Origin of the sequence: Hypericibacter terrae, from assembly GCF_008728855.1 — a bacterium.
Lineage (GTDB): Bacteria > Pseudomonadota > Alphaproteobacteria > Dongiales > Dongiaceae > Hypericibacter > Hypericibacter terrae.
Genome location: NZ_CP042906.1, coordinates 1,002,439 through 1,017,420, shown reverse-complemented (window position 1 = coordinate 1,017,420; position 14,982 = coordinate 1,002,439). Strand labels below are relative to the sequence as shown.

The window sequence follows — 14,982 nt, the reverse complement described above, 5'->3', positions numbered from 1 at the left end:
CATCACGCGGCAGCGGACTTCCCGCTCGCGGCCGGCGGGCTCACCGGCAGCCGCACGGTGAAGCGGCTCCCCTTGCCGGCCTCGCTCTCGACCTCGATGCGCCCGCCCAGCCCTTCGATCAGCCGCCGGGTGAGGGCGAGGCCGAGGCCGATCCCGTCGCTGCGGCGGGTCCAGACATTCTCGCCACGCCAGAAGGGCGTGAAGAGCTTGGCCCGGTCCGAAGGCGCCATGCCGATGCCCTGGTCGGCGACGGTCAGCATGATGAAGTCGGGCCCGTCGGCGAGGCCCCCGACCCGCACGGCGCTGCCTTGCGGCGAGAACTTCACCGCGTTCGAGACGAGATTGGCCACGATCTGCCGGAAGGCCCGCTCGTTGCAGACCATCCGCGCCGGCAGGCCGCCGGTCTCGAGCTCGATCGCGACGCCGGAGGATTGCGCCGTCCCGCGAAGCATGGCGACGGCGCTCTCGATTGCCGCCCTGGGGTCCATCGGCCGCCGGTCGAGCCGATCCTTGTTGGCCTCGATCGACGCCATGTCGAGCAGCTGGTTGACGATGCTCAGGAGATGGCGGCCCGACTGCAGGATGTCGGTGACATAGCCGCGATACCGGTCGGAGATGGGCCCGAAGGCCTGGCGCTCGATCAGCTCCGAGAAGCCGATGATGGCATTCAAGGGCGTGCGCAGCTCATGACTCATGTTGGCGAGGAACATCGTCTTGGCCTGGTTGGCCTCGTTCGCGTGGGCCAGCGAATCGCGCAGGCTGTCCTCGCTCGACCGCAGGCGCCGATAGAACGAGCCCAACTCGATCGAGAGGAACACCACCAGCGCCAGGACCACCAGCATCAAGGCCGAGGAGGCGAGCACGATCTTGTCCCAGCGAAGAAACAGAGCTTGCCGGTCCAGCCGGGCTTCGACCAGCAGCGAGGTGCCGACGACGGGCCTGCTGCAGGCGATCTGATCCGGCGACGATGGCGCCCCGGCCGACGGCCCTCCCAGGAGGGCCTCCGACGCGACCTTCTCCGTCCCCTCGTCGGATCCATTCTCGATGGCCCCGACGAGCACCCTGTCGCCGCTCTTCAGCAACAGGCTGCCGTGATAGTCGGCCAGGAGCGACGTCATCAGATCCTGCACCCGGCCCACGGAGAACGCTGTGGCGATCACCAGCTCCCGCCCTTGCACGGCGATCTTGTAGAGCGCGGGAACCGTCAGCTCATTCGTGTCGAGGTTCCGTACCGGTGGGGCGAACAGCAGGGTGCCTTCCGGACCGTCGCGCGCGACCGGAAAAAAAGACCGGGCGGAGACATCAAAGGCAAGACCCGCCCTGGCGCTATCGAGCATCACAGCCTGGCCGGTGGAATCGACGACGGCGATGGCGCGCGTCTGGCCCGGATCGATATTGAGCACGTCGGCGAGGGCGATCAGATCGGGAGAGTCGAGCGGCGCGCCGGGGTTGCGCTCGATCCATTGCGCGATCACCCGCAGGCTCCGGCCGGATTCTTCGGCGATGCGGCCGACATGCACGGCGGCGACCGCCGCCATGCGCTGGCACTCGTTTTCGGCGCGATGCAGCGTGTCGCTATGGGTGGTGACGGCGAACAGCACGCCCATCGCCAGGATCGAGGCGAAGGAGACCGCCGCCAGAATGGGAACCACCGTGCCCGCACCCCAACGGGGGCGGGTCCAGATCCGGTCCTGAGGAGGGGTCGGCTGGGGGCCGTCGGCAGGCGACATGGAAGTCCGGTCTCTCCGCTACCGCAGGTCGAGATCCGGGAACGCAAATCCCATCGGCGACCGAGGCAAGGCTGGTTGGAAGGGCGTCCGGGCCCGGCGCGTCCGAGACCCGGCGGCTCCCAGGATCAAAGTCCGTTAACCATGACACGGACCCGCTCATAATGGGTTAAGCGGACGAAGGTTCCCGGGAAAAGAAGGGGACGGCCCCTGAATCGGCGCGCCGGGAGCCCGTCCCTCCGGAAAAACCCCGAGCGGGACAGAGGGATCCTGCCGCCGGCCGTCGGTCACTGCCCCGGAACGGCGGCGGCGTCAATTCAGGTTACGCATCCAGCTCGTCGCGCACGCCTTCCAGCAGGAAGGCCCCGAAATCCGCCGCGGCGATCTCGGAGTCCTGCTCCTCTTCCTCGAGGCCCGGCGAGTAGAAGATCACCGGCGGTTCCTTCTCCTGGCCGAGCTTGAGGCAATAGAGCGGCCCGTCTCCGGCGGCGGCGATGACCAGCAGATGCTTCGGCAGATCGTATTCGTCGCGTTCGCTGAGCGTGTACCAGACGGCATCCGGAACCGAGGAGCCCTCCCATTCGTCGTCGATCACGCCGTAGATCTCGAGAGCGCCGAAGCTGCCGGCTCCCAGCCGCAGCAGGAACTGGCGATAGCTGGGCGGAAATTTGATCCCCAGCGCCTTCTCCGCCTTGTCGACCAGCGCCGCGTCGCGGGGGCCGACGAAATCCGCCTGATCCTCGTTTTCCTCGATCAGCCGCATCGCCGTTTCGAAATCCTTCAGGCTCATGAGCATTCCTTCATGATTCGGTGCGGGGCCGTCCCCGCGTCGCATCCAGCATGGAATCGATGATCTCGCTGGCGAACGCGGCGCCCAGCGGATCATGCTCGAAGGTCATGGCGAACAGCTCGCCGCAGAGCTGGACGACCGCCTGCGTTTCCGCATCGTCCGCGCCGGCCGTGGCCTGCTCGGTCAGCCAGCGGTAGAGCTCGGCCAGCAGGAGATAGGGCAGCAGATCGCCCCGAGCCTGCCCGGGATCCGCCGCCAGCAGCGCCTGGAGCTGCGGAAACTTCGGCGCCAAGGCGGCGGCCAGGGCATCGGCGGACGCCGCCTGGACCTCATCGGATGGGGTATCGGGCTCGCTCATGGCGGCCATCTTCCGACATATCCTGTGACAAACCGTTGAACGGGCCATGGCTCCGCAATGACGTGGCATCATGCTTGCCGCTTCCCGGGCGTTCCGTCAAATACGGTCACCTCGCAGTGACCGCGTTTCGGGAAGGTGCCGTCTTGCGGAACGCGTCCGAACCCGACATACCAGGGGCGCCACGACATTCCCCAGACCGAAGAGGTTCCCCATGAAGCTCTATTACAGCCCCGGCGCCTGCTCGCTGGCTCCCCACATCATGATCCGCGAGGCCGGTCTTCCCGCCGACATCGTGAAGGTGGATCTCGGCACGAAGAAGACCGAGAAGGGCGAGGACTTCTCCAAGATCAATCCGAAGGGCTATGTGCCGACGGTCCAGCTCGACAACGGCCAGATCATGACCGAGGTGGCGGTTCTGTTGCAGTACATCGCCGACCAGAAGCCGGATGCGAAGCTGATCCCGCCGGCCGGCACGCTCGACCGCTATCGCGAGCAGGAATGGCTCAATTTCATCGCCACCGAGGTCCATAAGGGTTTCGGGCCGCTCTGGAACCCTGCCACGCCCGACTCCTTCAAGGCGATCGTGAAGAAGAAGCTGGGCGACCGGTTCGCGCTGCTCGACAAGCATTTTTCGACCAACGACTTTCTGATGGGCAAGAGCTTCACGGCAGCCGACGCCTATCTCTTCACCATCACCAACTGGTCGGCGCATGCCGATGTCGACATGACGCCCTACAAGAACCTGAACGCCTTCCGCGAGCGCGTCGGCAAGCGCCCCGCCGTCCAGGCCGCGCTCAAGGCCGAGGGATTGGTGTAAGCGTTTTCTAAAGCCGAACGCCGGACTTCCCGACTCTCAGCCCTCTCTTCTGCCGATGGCAGGAGGGAGGGCTTCGACTTTTGGGTATGATCGCTTCGATCGATTTCGAAACTTTGAGCGCGATTGTCATTCGACATGACCAATGGTCCTGCGACACCCCTCCCCCTACCCCCTCCCGCAAGGGGAGGGGGCGTGGTCCAATTTTTCTAGCCCCCTCCCCTTGCGGGAGGGGGTTGGGGGGAGGGTTTCCTTCCGCCGCGACAGCCCCGCCCCGCGCCGCTAAGATCGGCCCCCCTTCTGCGAGTGCGGGTCCCATGCCTGTCCGACTGACCGACGAAGAACGAGCCATTGCCGCCGGCAGCGATGCCGCCGCCATGTCGATGCGCATCCTGGCCGAGATGGGCGCGATGCTGGGCGCCGAGCGGCTCATCCGCGTGACCTCCTCCCATATCGATGGCGGCCTCTATCACGGCGACAGCGGCGTCCATTTCGCCGAGCGGCTGGTCGGCGAAGGGGCCCGCGTGGCGATCCCCTCGACCATGAATGTCGGCGGGCTCGATCTCATCACGCCCGCGACGGTCAAGGCCGATCCCCACCGCCACGAGATGGCGCTGCGGCTGATGAAGGCCTATGAGGCGATGGGCTGCTGGCCGACCTGGACCTGCTCGCCCTATCAGGCGGGACACCGGCCCAAATTCGGCGAGCAGGTGGCCTGGGGCGAAAGCAACGCGGTCGCCTTCTGCAACTCGGTGCTGGGGGCCCGCACCAACCGCTATGGCGATTTCCTCGACATCTGCTGCGCGATCGTCGCGCGCGCGCCCGATTACGGCCTCCATCGCGCCGAGAAGCGCCGCGCCACGATCCTGGTCGATACCTCGGCTCTCTCGCACGCGCTCAAGGCCAGCGACGTGTTCTATCCGGTGCTGGGCGCCTGGTATGGCGCCGAGATCGGCAATGCCATCGGCGTGATCGAGGGGCTCCCGCCCTTCACCAGCGAGGACCAGCTCAAGGCGCTGGGGGCAGCCGCCGCTTCCAGTGGGGCCGTCGGCCTGTTCCATGTGGCGGGCGTGACACCCGAAGCGCCCACGGCCGCGGCGGCGCTGGGTAACCAACCGCCAGAAAAGACCATCCGGCTCGATGCCGCCATGCTGCGCACTGCGCGCGACCGACTCTCGACCGTCAAGGGCGAGCGGATCGATGCAGTGGCACTGGGCAGCCCGCATTTCTCGCTGGAGGAGTTCGAGGCGCTGGAGGATCTGATCGACGGGCGCCATGTGAAGCTGCCCTTCTTCGTCTGCACCGGCCGCCATGTGGTGGCCGAGCTCGAGCGGCGGCGGCGCCTGAAGCCCCTCCAGCAGGCCGGGGTGACGGTGGTGGCCGACACCTGCGTCGTGGTGGCGCCGATCCTGCCGAGCCGGAGCGGCGTGCTCATGACCAACTCGGGCAAGTTCGCGCATTACACCCCGGCCAACACCGGCTACGAGGTGGTCTATGGCAGCCTCGCCGATTGCGTGAAATCCGCGATCGAAGGCCGCGTCAGCCGCGACGAGGGTTTGTGGTCATGACCGCGGTGCTCGACAGCAAGATCCAGGTCGAAGGTGAGGCGCGCGGCCGCGTGCTCAAGCTCGCAAAGCCGATCAGCTTCTGGGGCGGCGTCGATCCGGTCACGGGACGGATCAGCGACCCGCGCCATCCCAACCACCAGGCCGAGCTCAAGGGCCGCGTGCTGGTGCTGCCCGGCATGATCGGCTCCTCCTCCTCGAGCTACATCATGCTGGAGCTGATGGCCAAGCGCCTCGCGCCGGCCGCCCTCGTCGTCGCCGAGCCCGACGCGATCCTCGGCCTCGGCGTCGTGGTCGCCCGCGAGATGAATTACGGCTCGATCCCGGTCCTGGTGGTCCCGCGCGAGCAACAGGCGGCGCTGGCCGATGGGGCGGAGGTGACGATCGGAAGAGACGGGACGATCAGAGTGGCGTGAGATTCGCCACTCACAAACTGGTTGTCGTCGCCGCTTGATTGTCACCCTCGCTTGGTTGTCACCCCCGCGAAAGCGGGGGCCCAACTCGATCCAGCGGTGTCGGTGGAGGGTTGGGTCCGCTGAATTTTCAAACGAAGTGCAACACCAGATTAGGGTGTTGCCATGGGAACAAAATACACTCAGCTCTCGGCCGAAGAGCGCGCCATCCTTGCCAGCCTTCAGGCCAAAGACCACTCGATCCGCCAGATCGCTGCAGCTCTGGATCGCCCAGCATCGACGATTTCTCGGGAGCTGAAGCGAAACACCGGCCGTCAGATCGGCTATCGGGCCGTCTACGCCCAGCAGCAGACCCGGGCCCGGCGCTGGCGAGGCTCGCGTCTGGAACGTGACGCCAAGTTGCGCCGGCAAGTCCTCGACGGCCTGAAGAAAGGCTGGTCGCCCGAGCAGGTCTGCGGCTGGCTCGAACGCCAGCAGGGCCGGCACGTCATCAGCCCGGAGAGCATCTACCGCTTCATCCAGGCCCAGATCACCCGCCACAAGGACTATCGCTGGCGCCATTACCTGCCCCGCGCCAAGAGCAAACGCGGCCGCCGCGGCCGCAAGGGCGGCAGCTCGGCCCTGCACATCCAAGATCGTGTTTCCATTGCAGAAAGACCCGCCGCCGTCGGGGACCGTTCGGTCGCCGGCAACTGGGAAGCCGATCTCATGATGTTCACCCGCTACGGCCAGGCCCTCCTCGCCTTGCATGAGCGATCCTCCCGCCTGCTCATCGTCGGCCGGTCCAACGGCAAGCATGCCGAGCCGATCGCCGACGCTATCGCCAGCTTGCTCGGGCCTCTGCCCCAATCCCTGCGCCAGACCATCACCTTCGACAATGGCACCGAGTTCGCCCGTCACTACGAGCTCCACCGCCTCGATATCCAGACCTTCTTCTGCGACCCCTATGCTCCCTGGCAGAAAGGGGGCGTCGAAAACGCCATCGGGCGATTGCGCCGCAACATCCCCAGAAAAACCAACCTCGACACCCTCACCACACGCCAACTCTCAAATCTGGTCCGCGCCTACAACAACACCCCGCGCAAATGCCTTGACTGGCACAGCCCCGCTGAAATCTTCTGCAGCCAAGTGTTGCACTTGGAGTGTGAATCCATCTCCCCGCTTTCGCGGGGATGACATTGGGGAGCGGTGGAGGGTCAGCGGCACTTCGCGATCAGCTTCTGCAGCACCTCGACAAGCTCTTCCGCCTCGTGCTCGGCCATCTCGACAGGATCATTATGGCTATTGACCGTCTTGATGCAGATCGGGCCGCCCGGCCGGTCCATCCAGACCATGATCTCATCGCCGGCCAATTTATGAACGTCGCTGATCTCGCTCATCACCCTTCCCCTTGCGCTTACGCCTTCACGAACTCCAGCACCAGCCCGTTCGCTTCGGACGGCCCGACCCAGATTCGGTCGCCGTCGCGGTCGGCACGGATGGCGCGGTTCCAGAGGTGGGTCATGGTCCGCGACGGCTCGCGCACCGTGACCGTCATCGCGGCCGGCAAGGGGGCTGGAAAGGGCGGCCAGGCGCCCTGGCCCGGATAGAGCGCGGCGAAGCCTTCGCGGGTGACGAAGCGCAGGCTTTCGGGGCCGCAAGCCACCTCCGCACCACCCGGAATCGCGCGCACCGCCGTCTCGCCGAAATAGGCGCGATAGCCGGAGGCACTCTTGTCGGGCGCGTCGCTGATGACCGTGATTCCGCGCAGCGCGACCGCGCCATTGTCATGGTCGAGCCAGGCGGGGCGGCGCACCAGCCCCGGCGTCAGATGGCAGCAGACGAAGGCCGAGAGATCGGGCGTCTCGGCCTTGGGCAGGAACAGCAGCCGGAACTCGGGCAGCACGTCGCCCTCGGGCAGCTCGAGATAGCGCTTCAGATCCTTGGGACCGTCGGGATGAAGCCCCAGCGCCTCGAGCCGCGCCTTGGTCGCGGCCGGATCGTCGCTGGCGAAGGCGAGACCCATCAGCCCTTCCCGGGTCTCGAGAAATTTGTCGAGATTGTTGGTGAATTGGCCCGGATCGAGGATGCCCAGGAGCTCGATATAGCCGCGCTCCAGCATCACGCAGTAATTGGCCGTGCCCCAGCCGATATGCCGGCCGCGCGGCGTCACCGTAAATCCCAGCCGCGCCCAGCGCTCGCGCGCCGCGTCGAGATCGCGCACGCCGACGAGGGTGTGGTCGATACCGGAGAGGGCGGGTGGGGTCATGGGAGAAAGCCTTTCACGATCACATTCTATGAATACCCCTCAAGTTAACATGATCGCTTCGCTCTACTTCAAAGCTCCAATCGAGAGCTACGCCATCCACGCCCCCTCCCCTTGCGGGAGGGGGTAGGGGGAGGGGTGCCGCAAACGCGCTGTGTCAGCAAAAGAAAAAGGCCGGGGCGAAGCATCGCTTCGCGCCCGGCCTTCAATCGAGAACCGCGATCAGTCGGTCAGTGAATATCCTTCCAGACCTTGCGCTTCACGGCGTAAGCGAGGCCGGTCAGCACGATCAGGAACAGGATCACCTTCACGCCCATTTTCTTGCGGGCGTCGAGCTCCGGCTCGGCGGTCCATTCGAGGAAGGTGACGACGTCATGCGCCTCCTGATGGACGCTCGCCTCCGTGCCGTCGGCATAGGTGACGGAACCATCGGAGAGCGGCGGCGGCATCGCGATCTGGTGGCCCGGGAAGGCGGCGTTGTAATACATGCCGTCCGGCACCGTCACGCCCGCCGGCGGCGGGACGAAGCCGGTGAGGACGCCATAGACATAGTCGGGCCCGCCTTCGCGCGCCTTGACGATGAGCGAGAGGTCGGGCGGCAGGGCGCCGTTGTTGGCGGCGCGCGCCGCGTTCGCGTTGGCGAAGGGAGCGACGAACTTGTCCGAGGGCTTGGCCGGCCGCTCGAACATGTCGCCCGCGTCGTTGGGACCGTCCATCACATTGTACTGCGCTGCGATCGCCTTGATCTGGTCCTCGCCGATGCCGATGGCACCCAGATTGCGATAGGCGACCAGCGACAGCGAGTGGCAGGCCGCGCAGACTTCCTTATAGACCTGGAAGCCGCGCTGCGCGGCCGCCTGGTCGATGGTGCCGAACAGCCCGTCGAAGGACCAGCGCTGATGCTCGAGCGAATGCTCGCTTTCCGCCGCGCGGGCGGTCGTGACGGCGAGGCCGGAGGCGACCAGGGCCGCGGTGGCGAAGGCCAGGAGCGCGTTGCGACGCATCATGCCTTCTCCATCGGCTTGGTAGTGGCGCCGGCGAGCTTGCCGCCGCCTTTGAGCACGGGCTCGCTGATGCTCGTGGGCAAAGGCTTCGGTTTTTCGAAGAAGCCCAGGAGCGGCAGCACGATCAGGAAGTGGATGAAGTACCAGGCGGTCGCGATGCGGCCGATGATCAGGAACGGCACGCCATGGAAGCTGGCGTCGGGCGAATTCGCGCCGACCCAGCCCAGCACCAGGCAGTCCGCCAGATGGATCCAGAAGAACCATTTGTAGGTCGGACGGAAGCGGGCGCTGCGCACCGGCGAATGATCGAGCCAGGGCAGCACGAACAGCACCAGGATGGCCGAGAACATCGCCAGCACGCCGCCGAGCTTGGCTTCGATGAACCAGATGTCCGGCACCGCGCGCAGGATCGCGTAGAAGGGCAGGAAGTACCATTCCGGCACGATATGCGTGGGCGTCGCCATCGGGTTGGCCGGGATGTAGTTGTCCGGCTCGCCGAAGAAGTTCGGGCTGAAGAACACCAGCGCGGCGTAGAAGATCAGGAACACGCCGACGCCGAAATAGTCCTTCACCGTGTAGTAGGGGTGGAAGGGGATGCTGTCCTGCGGGCCCTTGGTGTCGATGCCGAGCGGGTTGTTCGAGCCGTGCTTGTGGAGCGCCAGCACATGCAGGACCACCACGCCCAGGATCGCGAAGGGCAGCAGGTAGTGCAGCGAGAAGAAGCGGTTGAGGGTCGGGTTGTCGACCGAGAAGCCGCCCCACAGCCAGGTCACGATGTACTTGCCGACGATCGGCAGGGCCGAGAACAGGTTGGTGATGACGGTGGCGCCCCAGAAGCTCATCTGGCCCCACGGCAGCACATAGCCCATGAAGGCGGTCGCCATCATCAGCAGCAGGATGACGACACCGATCATCCACAGGAGCTCGCGCGGCTTCTTGTAGGATCCGTAATAGAGCCCGCGGAAGATATGGACATAGACGACGATGAAGAACATCGACGCCCCGTTCATATGGATGTAGCGGAGCAGCCAGCCGTAATTCACGTCGCGCATGATGTGCTCGACGCTGTTGAAGGCGAGCGTGACGTGCGGGGTGTAGTGCATCGCCAGGATGATGCCGCTGACGATCATGACCACCAGCATGAGGCCGGCGAGCGAGCCGAAGTTCCACCAGTAGCTCAGATTCTTCGGCGTCGGATATTCATGCATCTCGTGGTCGAGGAAGCTGAATATCGGCAGCCGGTAATCGATCCAGCGGACGATCGGGTTCTTGAACTTTGGCGTGCTCACGACTTCTTGGCCTCCGCCCCAACCAGGAGAGTGGTGTCGGTCTCGAAGATGTAGGCCGGGATCTCGAGATTGCGCGGCGCGGGGCCCTTCCGGATGCGGCCGGAGGTGTCGTATTGCGAGCCGTGGCAGGGGCAGAACCAGCCGCCGAACTCGCCCTTGGGATCGGTCGGCTTCTGGCCCAGCGGCACGCAGCCCAGATGGGTGCAGACGCCGACCATGACCAGCCATTCCGGCTTCTGCACGCGCTGCTGATCGGTCTGCGGATCGCGCAGTTCCTTGATGTTGACGTCCTCGGCTTCCTTGATCTCTTCCGGCGTGCGGTGGCGCACGAAGACCGGCTTGCCGCGCCAGAGCACGGTGATCGCCTGGCCGACTTCGACATGGCTGATGTCGATCTCGGTGGTGGAGAGCGCCAGCGTGTCGGCCGATGGATTCATCTGATCGATGAAGGGCCAGACGAGCGAGGCGACGCCGACGGCGGTCACCGCACCTGTGGCCAGGAAGAGGAAGTCACGCCGTGTCCCCTCGCCATGCGCGCCGGGGCCATGCCCCGCGCCCACGCTGGCCTGAAGGCTTTCCGCCATCTCTCTCTTACTCCTTTGGTCGCGCCCCACGCCCGAGGCCCGGATCAAGAAGCTCCTTGCAGCGCAGGACCGATCAGGACCGACGGTCCGTTCCCTCCCCGCAAGGCATTATCCAGGTGGGCTCGCGCGCCCTTATAACACTCTGCCGACGAAGCGGTCTTCGGCTCTCTTGCGACAATCCGCCGCATAAATCGGGAGCCGCTAACCCCTTCGACGGCAAGCGGTATAGTCGAATTTCGGGGGTTTGCCTAGCGCTCCGGGGCCCGGCCAGATGCCGCATCCGGAACAGATCGGCGACCGCGCCCGAGCCCGGTCGCGCCACGACCTCGCGGCTTCGCCCTCCAGGGACATTCGATGCGCCTCGCCCTCTATGAGCCCGACATCCCGCAGAACACCGGCGCCATTCTCCGCCTGGCGGCCTGTCTCGGCGTCGCCGTCGATCTGATAGAGCCCTTCGGATTCCCCTTCGATGACCGCAGGATGCGGCGATCCGGCATGGACTATCTCGACCGGGTCGAGATCCGTCGCCATGAAAACTGGGCCTCGTTCCAGGCGGCGAGGACCGGGCGGATCGTCCTCCTGACCACGGCCGGCGACCACGCCCTGCCCGCCTTCGCCTTCGAATCGAGCGACACCCTGTTGCTCGGCCGCGAAAGCGCCGGGGTCCCGGCCGCCATCCACGAGGCCGCCGATATCCGCCTCCGGATCCCGATGCAGCCGGAGATGCGCTCGCTCAATATCGCCCTCGCCGCCGCCTTGGCCCTGGGCGAAGCATTGAGGCAAATCAACGCCTGGCCCGGCTGAATCCGTCAGAAAGCCGATATCGCCACCCAAAAGGGAGAAGGGGTCGCTTGCCCTCGCGGCCCCGAACGCAGCACCATGTCCGTTGTCGTCAGAGAGCCCCAGCAACTCATGAGTTCGATGTCATCCCGGCAATCGCGCGCCGCCGCCTGGTTCCAGGAACTGCGCGACCGGATCTGCGCCGAGTTCGAGCGGCTCGAAGACGAGCTGACCGGAACCCACGCGGAGATGCCGGCCGGCCGTTTCGAGCGCAGCGCCTGGACCCGGCCCGATTCCGAGACGGGCGACGGCGGCGGCGGCGTCATGTCGGTGATGCGCGGCCGTGTCTTCGAGAAGGTCGGCGTCAATGTCTCGACCGTCGAAGGCGTCTTCTCCGAGGAGTTCCGCAAGCAGATTCCGGGTGCCGGCGAGGACGGACGCTTCTGGGCCAGCGGCATCAGCCTGGTGGCCCATATGCGCTCGCCGCTGGTGCCCGCCGTGCATATGAACACGCGCCATATCGTGACCAGCAAAGGCTGGTTCGGCGGCGGCGCCGACCTGACGCCGATGTTTCCCGACGATGCCGACACGGCAAGCTTCCACGCCGCGTTCAAGGCCGCCTGCGACAAGCATGACGACCGCTACTACGAGAAATTCAAGGAATGGTGCGACCGCTATTTCTACCTGCCGCACCGGAACGAGCCGCGCGGCGTCGGCGGCATCTTCTACGACAATCTCGACAGCGGCGATTGGGAGAAGGACTTCGCCTTCACCCGCGATGTGGGGCTGGCCTTCCTCGAGGTCTATCCCGCGATCGTGCGGCGCCACCTGAACCAGCCCTGGACGCCCGAGCAGCGCCGCCACCAGCTCATCCGCCGCGGCCGCTATGCCGAGTTCAACCTGCTCTACGACCGCGGCACCACCTTCGGCCTCAAGACCGGCGGCAACACGGAAGCGATTCTCATGTCGCTGCCGCCCGAGGTGATCTGGCCGTAACTCCCCCGCTGTCATCCCCGCGAAAGCGGGGAACCAACTCGATCCAGCGCACCAAGCTGAAAGTTGGGTCCGCTGAATTTTCAAACGAAGTGCAACACCAGATTAGGGTGTTGCCATGGGAACAAAATACACTCAGCTCTCGGCCGAAGAGCGCGCCATCCTTGCCAGCCTTCAGGCCAAAGACCACTCGATCCGCCAGATCGCTGCAGCTCTGGATCGCCCAGCATCGACGATTTCTCGGGAGCTGAAGCGAAACACCGGCCGTCAGATCGGCTATCGGGCCGTCTACGCCCAGCAGCAGACCCGGGCCCGGCGCTGGCGAGGCTCGCGTCTGGAACGTGACGCCAAGTTGCGCCGGCAAGTCCTCGACGGCCTGAAGAAAGGCTGGTCGCCCGAGCAGGTCTGCGGCTGGCTCGAACGCCAGCAGGGCCGGCACGTCATCAGCCCGGAGAGCATCTACCGCTTCATCCAGGCCCAGATCACCCGCCACAAGGACTATCGCTGGCGCCATTACCTGCCCCGCGCCAAGAGCAAACGCGGCCGCCGCGGCCGCAAGGGCGGCAGCTCGGCCCTGCACATCCAAGATCGTGTTTCCATTGCAGAAAGACCCGCCGCCGTCGGGGACCGTTCGGTCGCCGGCAACTGGGAAGCCGATCTCATGATGTTCACCCGCTACGGCCAGGCCCTCCTCGCCTTGCATGAGCGATCCTCCCGCCTGCTCATCGTCGGCCGGTCCAACGGCAAGCATGCCGAGCCGATCGCCGACGCTATCGCCAGCTTGCTCGGGCCTCTGCCCCAATCCCTGCGCCAGACCATCACCTTCGACAATGGCACCGAGTTCGCCCGTCACTACGAGCTCCACCGCCTCGATATCCAGACCTTCTTCTGCGACCCCTATGCTCCCTGGCAGAAAGGGGGCGTCGAAAACGCCATCGGGCGATTGCGCCGCAACATCCCCAGAAAAACCAACCTCGACACCCTCACCACACGCCAACTCTCAAATCTGGTCCGCGCCTACAACAACACCCCGCGCAAATGCCTTGACTGGCACAGCCCCGCTGAAATCTTCTGCAGCCAAGTGTTGCACTTGGAGTGTGAATCCATCTCCCCGCTTTCGCGGGGATGACGAGAGGAGTTGCGGCGACTCTTTCGCCGGGATGACTAAGAGGCCCTCTTCTTCGCCTCTTCCAGGCACGCCTTCCGATCCGCGCGGAAGTCGCCCGCGATCCACCAGGCTTCGACTTCCTTCAAGAGCTCGCCGACGCGACGGCCGGCGGGCACGCCGAGCGTCAGGAGATCGCGGCCCTGCAGCGGAAAGGCCGGCGGCGGGTTCTCGCTGAGGGCGAGCAGTCCCCGCCATTGCGGCGCGTCCGGCATGTCGCCGCTCGCCGCCCAGCTCAACAGCACGCAGTCGCGGAAGGTCTCCCAGCCCAGGCGATAGAGCGCGAGGCGGCAGGCCTTGCCGTCGAGCGAGGGCGAGAGCGGCGGCGCCTCGAGCGCCGCGATCATCCGGTCGCGATCGGCATTCGACAACCGAAGCCGCCAGGCGACCGCGCGCGCGCTCTCCGGCCCGCCCTCGATCAGCGCCGCCAGCCGCAGCAGCGGATCGAACTCGCGCCCGAGAGCGCGTTCGATCATGACCAGCGCCGCGAGCTTGGCGACGCTCTGCGCTTCCGGCAGCAGATGCGTCAGCACATGCTGATCCTGCATCAGCGCCACCACGGGTGCGGGATTGCCCGCCGCCAGCAGCTTCAGGGTCTCGGCCTGGAGCCGTTCGCCGGAGAGCGTCGACAATTGCGGCGCCGCGAACCGGCAGGCGGCCAGCGCCTCGGCATCGGGCGGCGGCTTGCCGTAATGCGCGAAGAAGCGGAAGAAACGCAACAGCCGCAGCACATCTTCCTTGATGCGCATCGCCGGATCGCCGACGAACCGCACCCGGCCCGCCTGAAGATCGTCATAGCCGCCGAAATAATCATGCAGCGTGCCGTCGGGCGAGAGCGACATGGCGTTGAAGGTGAGATCGCGCCGCGCGGCGTCTTCCCGCCAATTGTCCGTGAACTCGACCTTGGCATGGCGCCCGTCTGTCTCGACGTCGCGGCGCAGGGTCGTCACCTCGAAGGGATGGCCCTCCATGACGGCCGTGATCGTGCCGTGCTCGATGCCCGTCGGAATCGCGCGAATGCCAGCACCCTTCAGCAGCGCGATCACCGTCTCGGGCGAATCGGGTGTCGCCAGATCGATATCCTTGATCTTGCGGCCGAGAATCGCGTCGCGCACGCAGCCGCCGACGAACCGCACCTCCGCCTCGTCCGCGCTCAAGGCGGCGATCACGGCCTGCGTACGCGGCTGCGTCATCCAGGGCTGCGGCGTCAGGCGCCGGTCTGTCATCAAAATTCCCTTCGACATTGAAATCAAAA

Annotated in this window: 16 protein-coding genes; 7 read left to right on the top strand and 9 right to left on the bottom strand. The window is 65.8% G+C overall.

The genetic code is table 11. The annotated features are described in order from the left end of the window. Positions 1–2: 2 nt before the first annotated feature. The 3 genes from FRZ44_RS04730 to FRZ44_RS04720 all read right to left on the bottom strand — a co-directional run bounded on the left by FRZ44_RS04730 (position 3) and on the right by FRZ44_RS04720 (position 2,875). On the bottom strand, positions 3–1,652 hold the full coding sequence (locus tag FRZ44_RS04730; RefSeq protein ID WP_191908419.1) for a sensor histidine kinase: 1,650 nt from the start codon (positions 1,650–1,652) through the stop codon (positions 3–5). A 397-nt stretch (positions 1,653–2,049) separates the two neighbouring features. Continuing rightward, the gene (locus tag FRZ44_RS04725) at positions 2,050–2,517 is read right to left on the bottom strand and encodes an SMI1/KNR4 family protein (RefSeq protein WP_151176089.1); all 468 of its coding nucleotides are present in this window, start codon (positions 2,515–2,517) and stop codon (positions 2,050–2,052) included. A gap of 10 nt (positions 2,518–2,527) precedes the next feature. After that, on the bottom strand, positions 2,528–2,875 hold the full coding sequence (locus tag FRZ44_RS04720) for a hypothetical protein (RefSeq protein WP_151176088.1): 348 nt from the start codon (positions 2,873–2,875) through the stop codon (positions 2,528–2,530). Positions 2,876–3,086: 211 nt separating this feature from the next. On the opposite strand from FRZ44_RS04720, the gene gstA reads away from it, so the two are divergent. The 4 genes from gstA (at position 3,087) to FRZ44_RS04700 (ending at position 6,843) form a co-directional block, all read left to right on the top strand. After that, entirely contained in the window at positions 3,087–3,692 is a 606-nt protein-coding gene (gstA, locus tag FRZ44_RS04715) for a glutathione transferase GstA (protein WP_151176087.1), read from the top strand. 314 nt (positions 3,693–4,006) lie between these two features. Continuing rightward, positions 4,007–5,257 (top strand): aconitase X, encoded by a 1,251-nt coding sequence (locus FRZ44_RS04710; protein ID WP_151176086.1) that lies wholly within the window; start codon positions 4,007–4,009, stop codon positions 5,255–5,257. Then, on the top strand, positions 5,254–5,670 hold the full coding sequence (locus FRZ44_RS04705) for an aconitase X swivel domain-containing protein (protein WP_151176085.1): 417 nt from the start codon (positions 5,254–5,256) through the stop codon (positions 5,668–5,670). The genes FRZ44_RS04710 and FRZ44_RS04705 overlap by 4 nt, the downstream gene beginning before the upstream one ends. Before the next feature lie 162 nt (positions 5,671–5,832). Next, positions 5,833–6,843, top strand: a complete 1,011-nt coding sequence (locus FRZ44_RS04700; RefSeq protein ID WP_151176077.1) for an IS30 family transposase — start codon at positions 5,833–5,835, stop codon at positions 6,841–6,843. Between the two features lie 20 nt (positions 6,844–6,863). Here the strand turns inward: FRZ44_RS04700 and FRZ44_RS04695 are convergent, their stop codons facing one another. From FRZ44_RS04695 to petA, 5 genes are all read right to left on the bottom strand, one after another. Beyond that, a complete protein-coding gene (locus tag FRZ44_RS04695) occupies positions 6,864–7,046 on the bottom strand; it encodes a hypothetical protein (RefSeq protein WP_151176084.1) in 183 nt (60 codons plus the stop codon). A 17-nt stretch (positions 7,047–7,063) separates the two neighbouring features. Beyond that, complete coding sequence (locus tag FRZ44_RS04690; protein WP_151176083.1) at positions 7,064–7,915, bottom strand: VOC family protein; 852 nt, start codon at positions 7,913–7,915, stop codon at positions 7,064–7,066. Between the two features lie 227 nt (positions 7,916–8,142). Beyond that, positions 8,143–8,919, bottom strand: a complete 777-nt coding sequence (locus tag FRZ44_RS04685; RefSeq protein WP_151176082.1) for a cytochrome c1 — start codon at positions 8,917–8,919, stop codon at positions 8,143–8,145. Beyond that, positions 8,916–10,205, bottom strand: coding sequence for a cytochrome b (locus tag FRZ44_RS04680; RefSeq protein WP_151176081.1), 1,290 nt, complete (start codon positions 10,203–10,205; stop codon positions 8,916–8,918). The genes FRZ44_RS04685 and FRZ44_RS04680 overlap by 4 nt, the downstream gene beginning before the upstream one ends. Continuing rightward, positions 10,202–10,789 carry a ubiquinol-cytochrome c reductase iron-sulfur subunit gene (gene petA / locus FRZ44_RS04675; RefSeq protein WP_151176080.1) on the bottom strand — a complete coding sequence of 196 codons (588 nt, stop codon included), beginning with the start codon at positions 10,787–10,789 and terminating at the stop codon, positions 10,202–10,204. Before petA ends, FRZ44_RS04680 begins: the two co-directional genes overlap by 4 nt. A gap of 354 nt (positions 10,790–11,143) precedes the next feature. Between petA and FRZ44_RS04670 the strand changes: the two genes are divergently transcribed. The 3 genes from FRZ44_RS04670 (at position 11,144) to FRZ44_RS04660 (ending at position 13,691) form a co-directional block, all read left to right on the top strand. Then, the gene (locus FRZ44_RS04670; RefSeq protein WP_151176079.1) at positions 11,144–11,593 is read left to right on the top strand and encodes a tRNA (cytidine(34)-2'-O)-methyltransferase; all 450 of its coding nucleotides are present in this window, start codon (positions 11,144–11,146) and stop codon (positions 11,591–11,593) included. 108 nt (positions 11,594–11,701) lie between these two features. Further along, positions 11,702–12,565: an oxygen-dependent coproporphyrinogen oxidase gene (gene hemF, locus FRZ44_RS04665; protein WP_151176078.1), complete on the top strand. Its 864-nt coding sequence runs from the start codon at positions 11,702–11,704 to the stop codon at positions 12,563–12,565. A gap of 115 nt (positions 12,566–12,680) precedes the next feature. Further along, positions 12,681–13,691, top strand: coding sequence for an IS30 family transposase (locus tag FRZ44_RS04660; protein ID WP_151176077.1), 1,011 nt, complete (start codon positions 12,681–12,683; stop codon positions 13,689–13,691). A 35-nt stretch (positions 13,692–13,726) separates the two neighbouring features. On the opposite strand, the gene FRZ44_RS04655 is transcribed toward FRZ44_RS04660, so the two are convergent. Beyond that, a complete protein-coding gene (locus tag FRZ44_RS04655) occupies positions 13,727–14,953 on the bottom strand; it encodes a CCA tRNA nucleotidyltransferase (protein WP_225308546.1) in 1,227 nt (408 codons plus the stop codon). Positions 14,954–14,982: the final 29 nt, after the last annotated feature.

What these genes read in the sequence shown, in the direction of transcription:
- FRZ44_RS04725 (WP_151176089.1), bottom strand. Translation starts at nt 2,517, where the DNA reads ATGAGCCTGAAGGATTTCGAAACGGCGATGCGGCTGATCGAGGAAAAC.
- FRZ44_RS04720 (WP_151176088.1), bottom strand. Translation starts at nt 2,875, where the DNA reads ATGAGCGAGCCCGATACCCCATCCGATGAGGTCCAGGCGGCGTCCGCC.
- gstA (WP_151176087.1), top strand. Translation starts at nt 3,087, where the DNA reads ATGAAGCTCTATTACAGCCCCGGCGCCTGCTCGCTGGCTCCCCACATC.
- FRZ44_RS04710 (WP_151176086.1), top strand. Translation starts at nt 4,007, where the DNA reads ATGCCTGTCCGACTGACCGACGAAGAACGAGCCATTGCCGCCGGCAGC.
- FRZ44_RS04705 (WP_151176085.1), top strand. Translation starts at nt 5,254, where the DNA reads ATGACCGCGGTGCTCGACAGCAAGATCCAGGTCGAAGGTGAGGCGCGC.
- FRZ44_RS04700 (WP_151176077.1), top strand. Translation starts at nt 5,833, where the DNA reads ATGGGAACAAAATACACTCAGCTCTCGGCCGAAGAGCGCGCCATCCTT.
- FRZ44_RS04695 (WP_151176084.1), bottom strand. Translation starts at nt 7,046, where the DNA reads ATGAGCGAGATCAGCGACGTTCATAAATTGGCCGGCGATGAGATCATG.
- FRZ44_RS04690 (WP_151176083.1), bottom strand. Translation starts at nt 7,915, where the DNA reads ATGACCCCACCCGCCCTCTCCGGTATCGACCACACCCTCGTCGGCGTG.
- FRZ44_RS04685 (WP_151176082.1), bottom strand. Translation starts at nt 8,919, where the DNA reads ATGATGCGTCGCAACGCGCTCCTGGCCTTCGCCACCGCGGCCCTGGTC.
- petA (WP_151176080.1), bottom strand. Translation starts at nt 10,789, where the DNA reads ATGGCGGAAAGCCTTCAGGCCAGCGTGGGCGCGGGGCATGGCCCCGGC.
- FRZ44_RS04670 (WP_151176079.1), top strand. Translation starts at nt 11,144, where the DNA reads ATGCGCCTCGCCCTCTATGAGCCCGACATCCCGCAGAACACCGGCGCC.
- hemF (WP_151176078.1), top strand. Translation starts at nt 11,702, where the DNA reads ATGAGTTCGATGTCATCCCGGCAATCGCGCGCCGCCGCCTGGTTCCAG.
- FRZ44_RS04660 (WP_151176077.1), top strand. Translation starts at nt 12,681, where the DNA reads ATGGGAACAAAATACACTCAGCTCTCGGCCGAAGAGCGCGCCATCCTT.
- FRZ44_RS04655 (WP_225308546.1), bottom strand. Translation starts at nt 14,953, where the DNA reads ATGACAGACCGGCGCCTGACGCCGCAGCCCTGGATGACGCAGCCGCGT.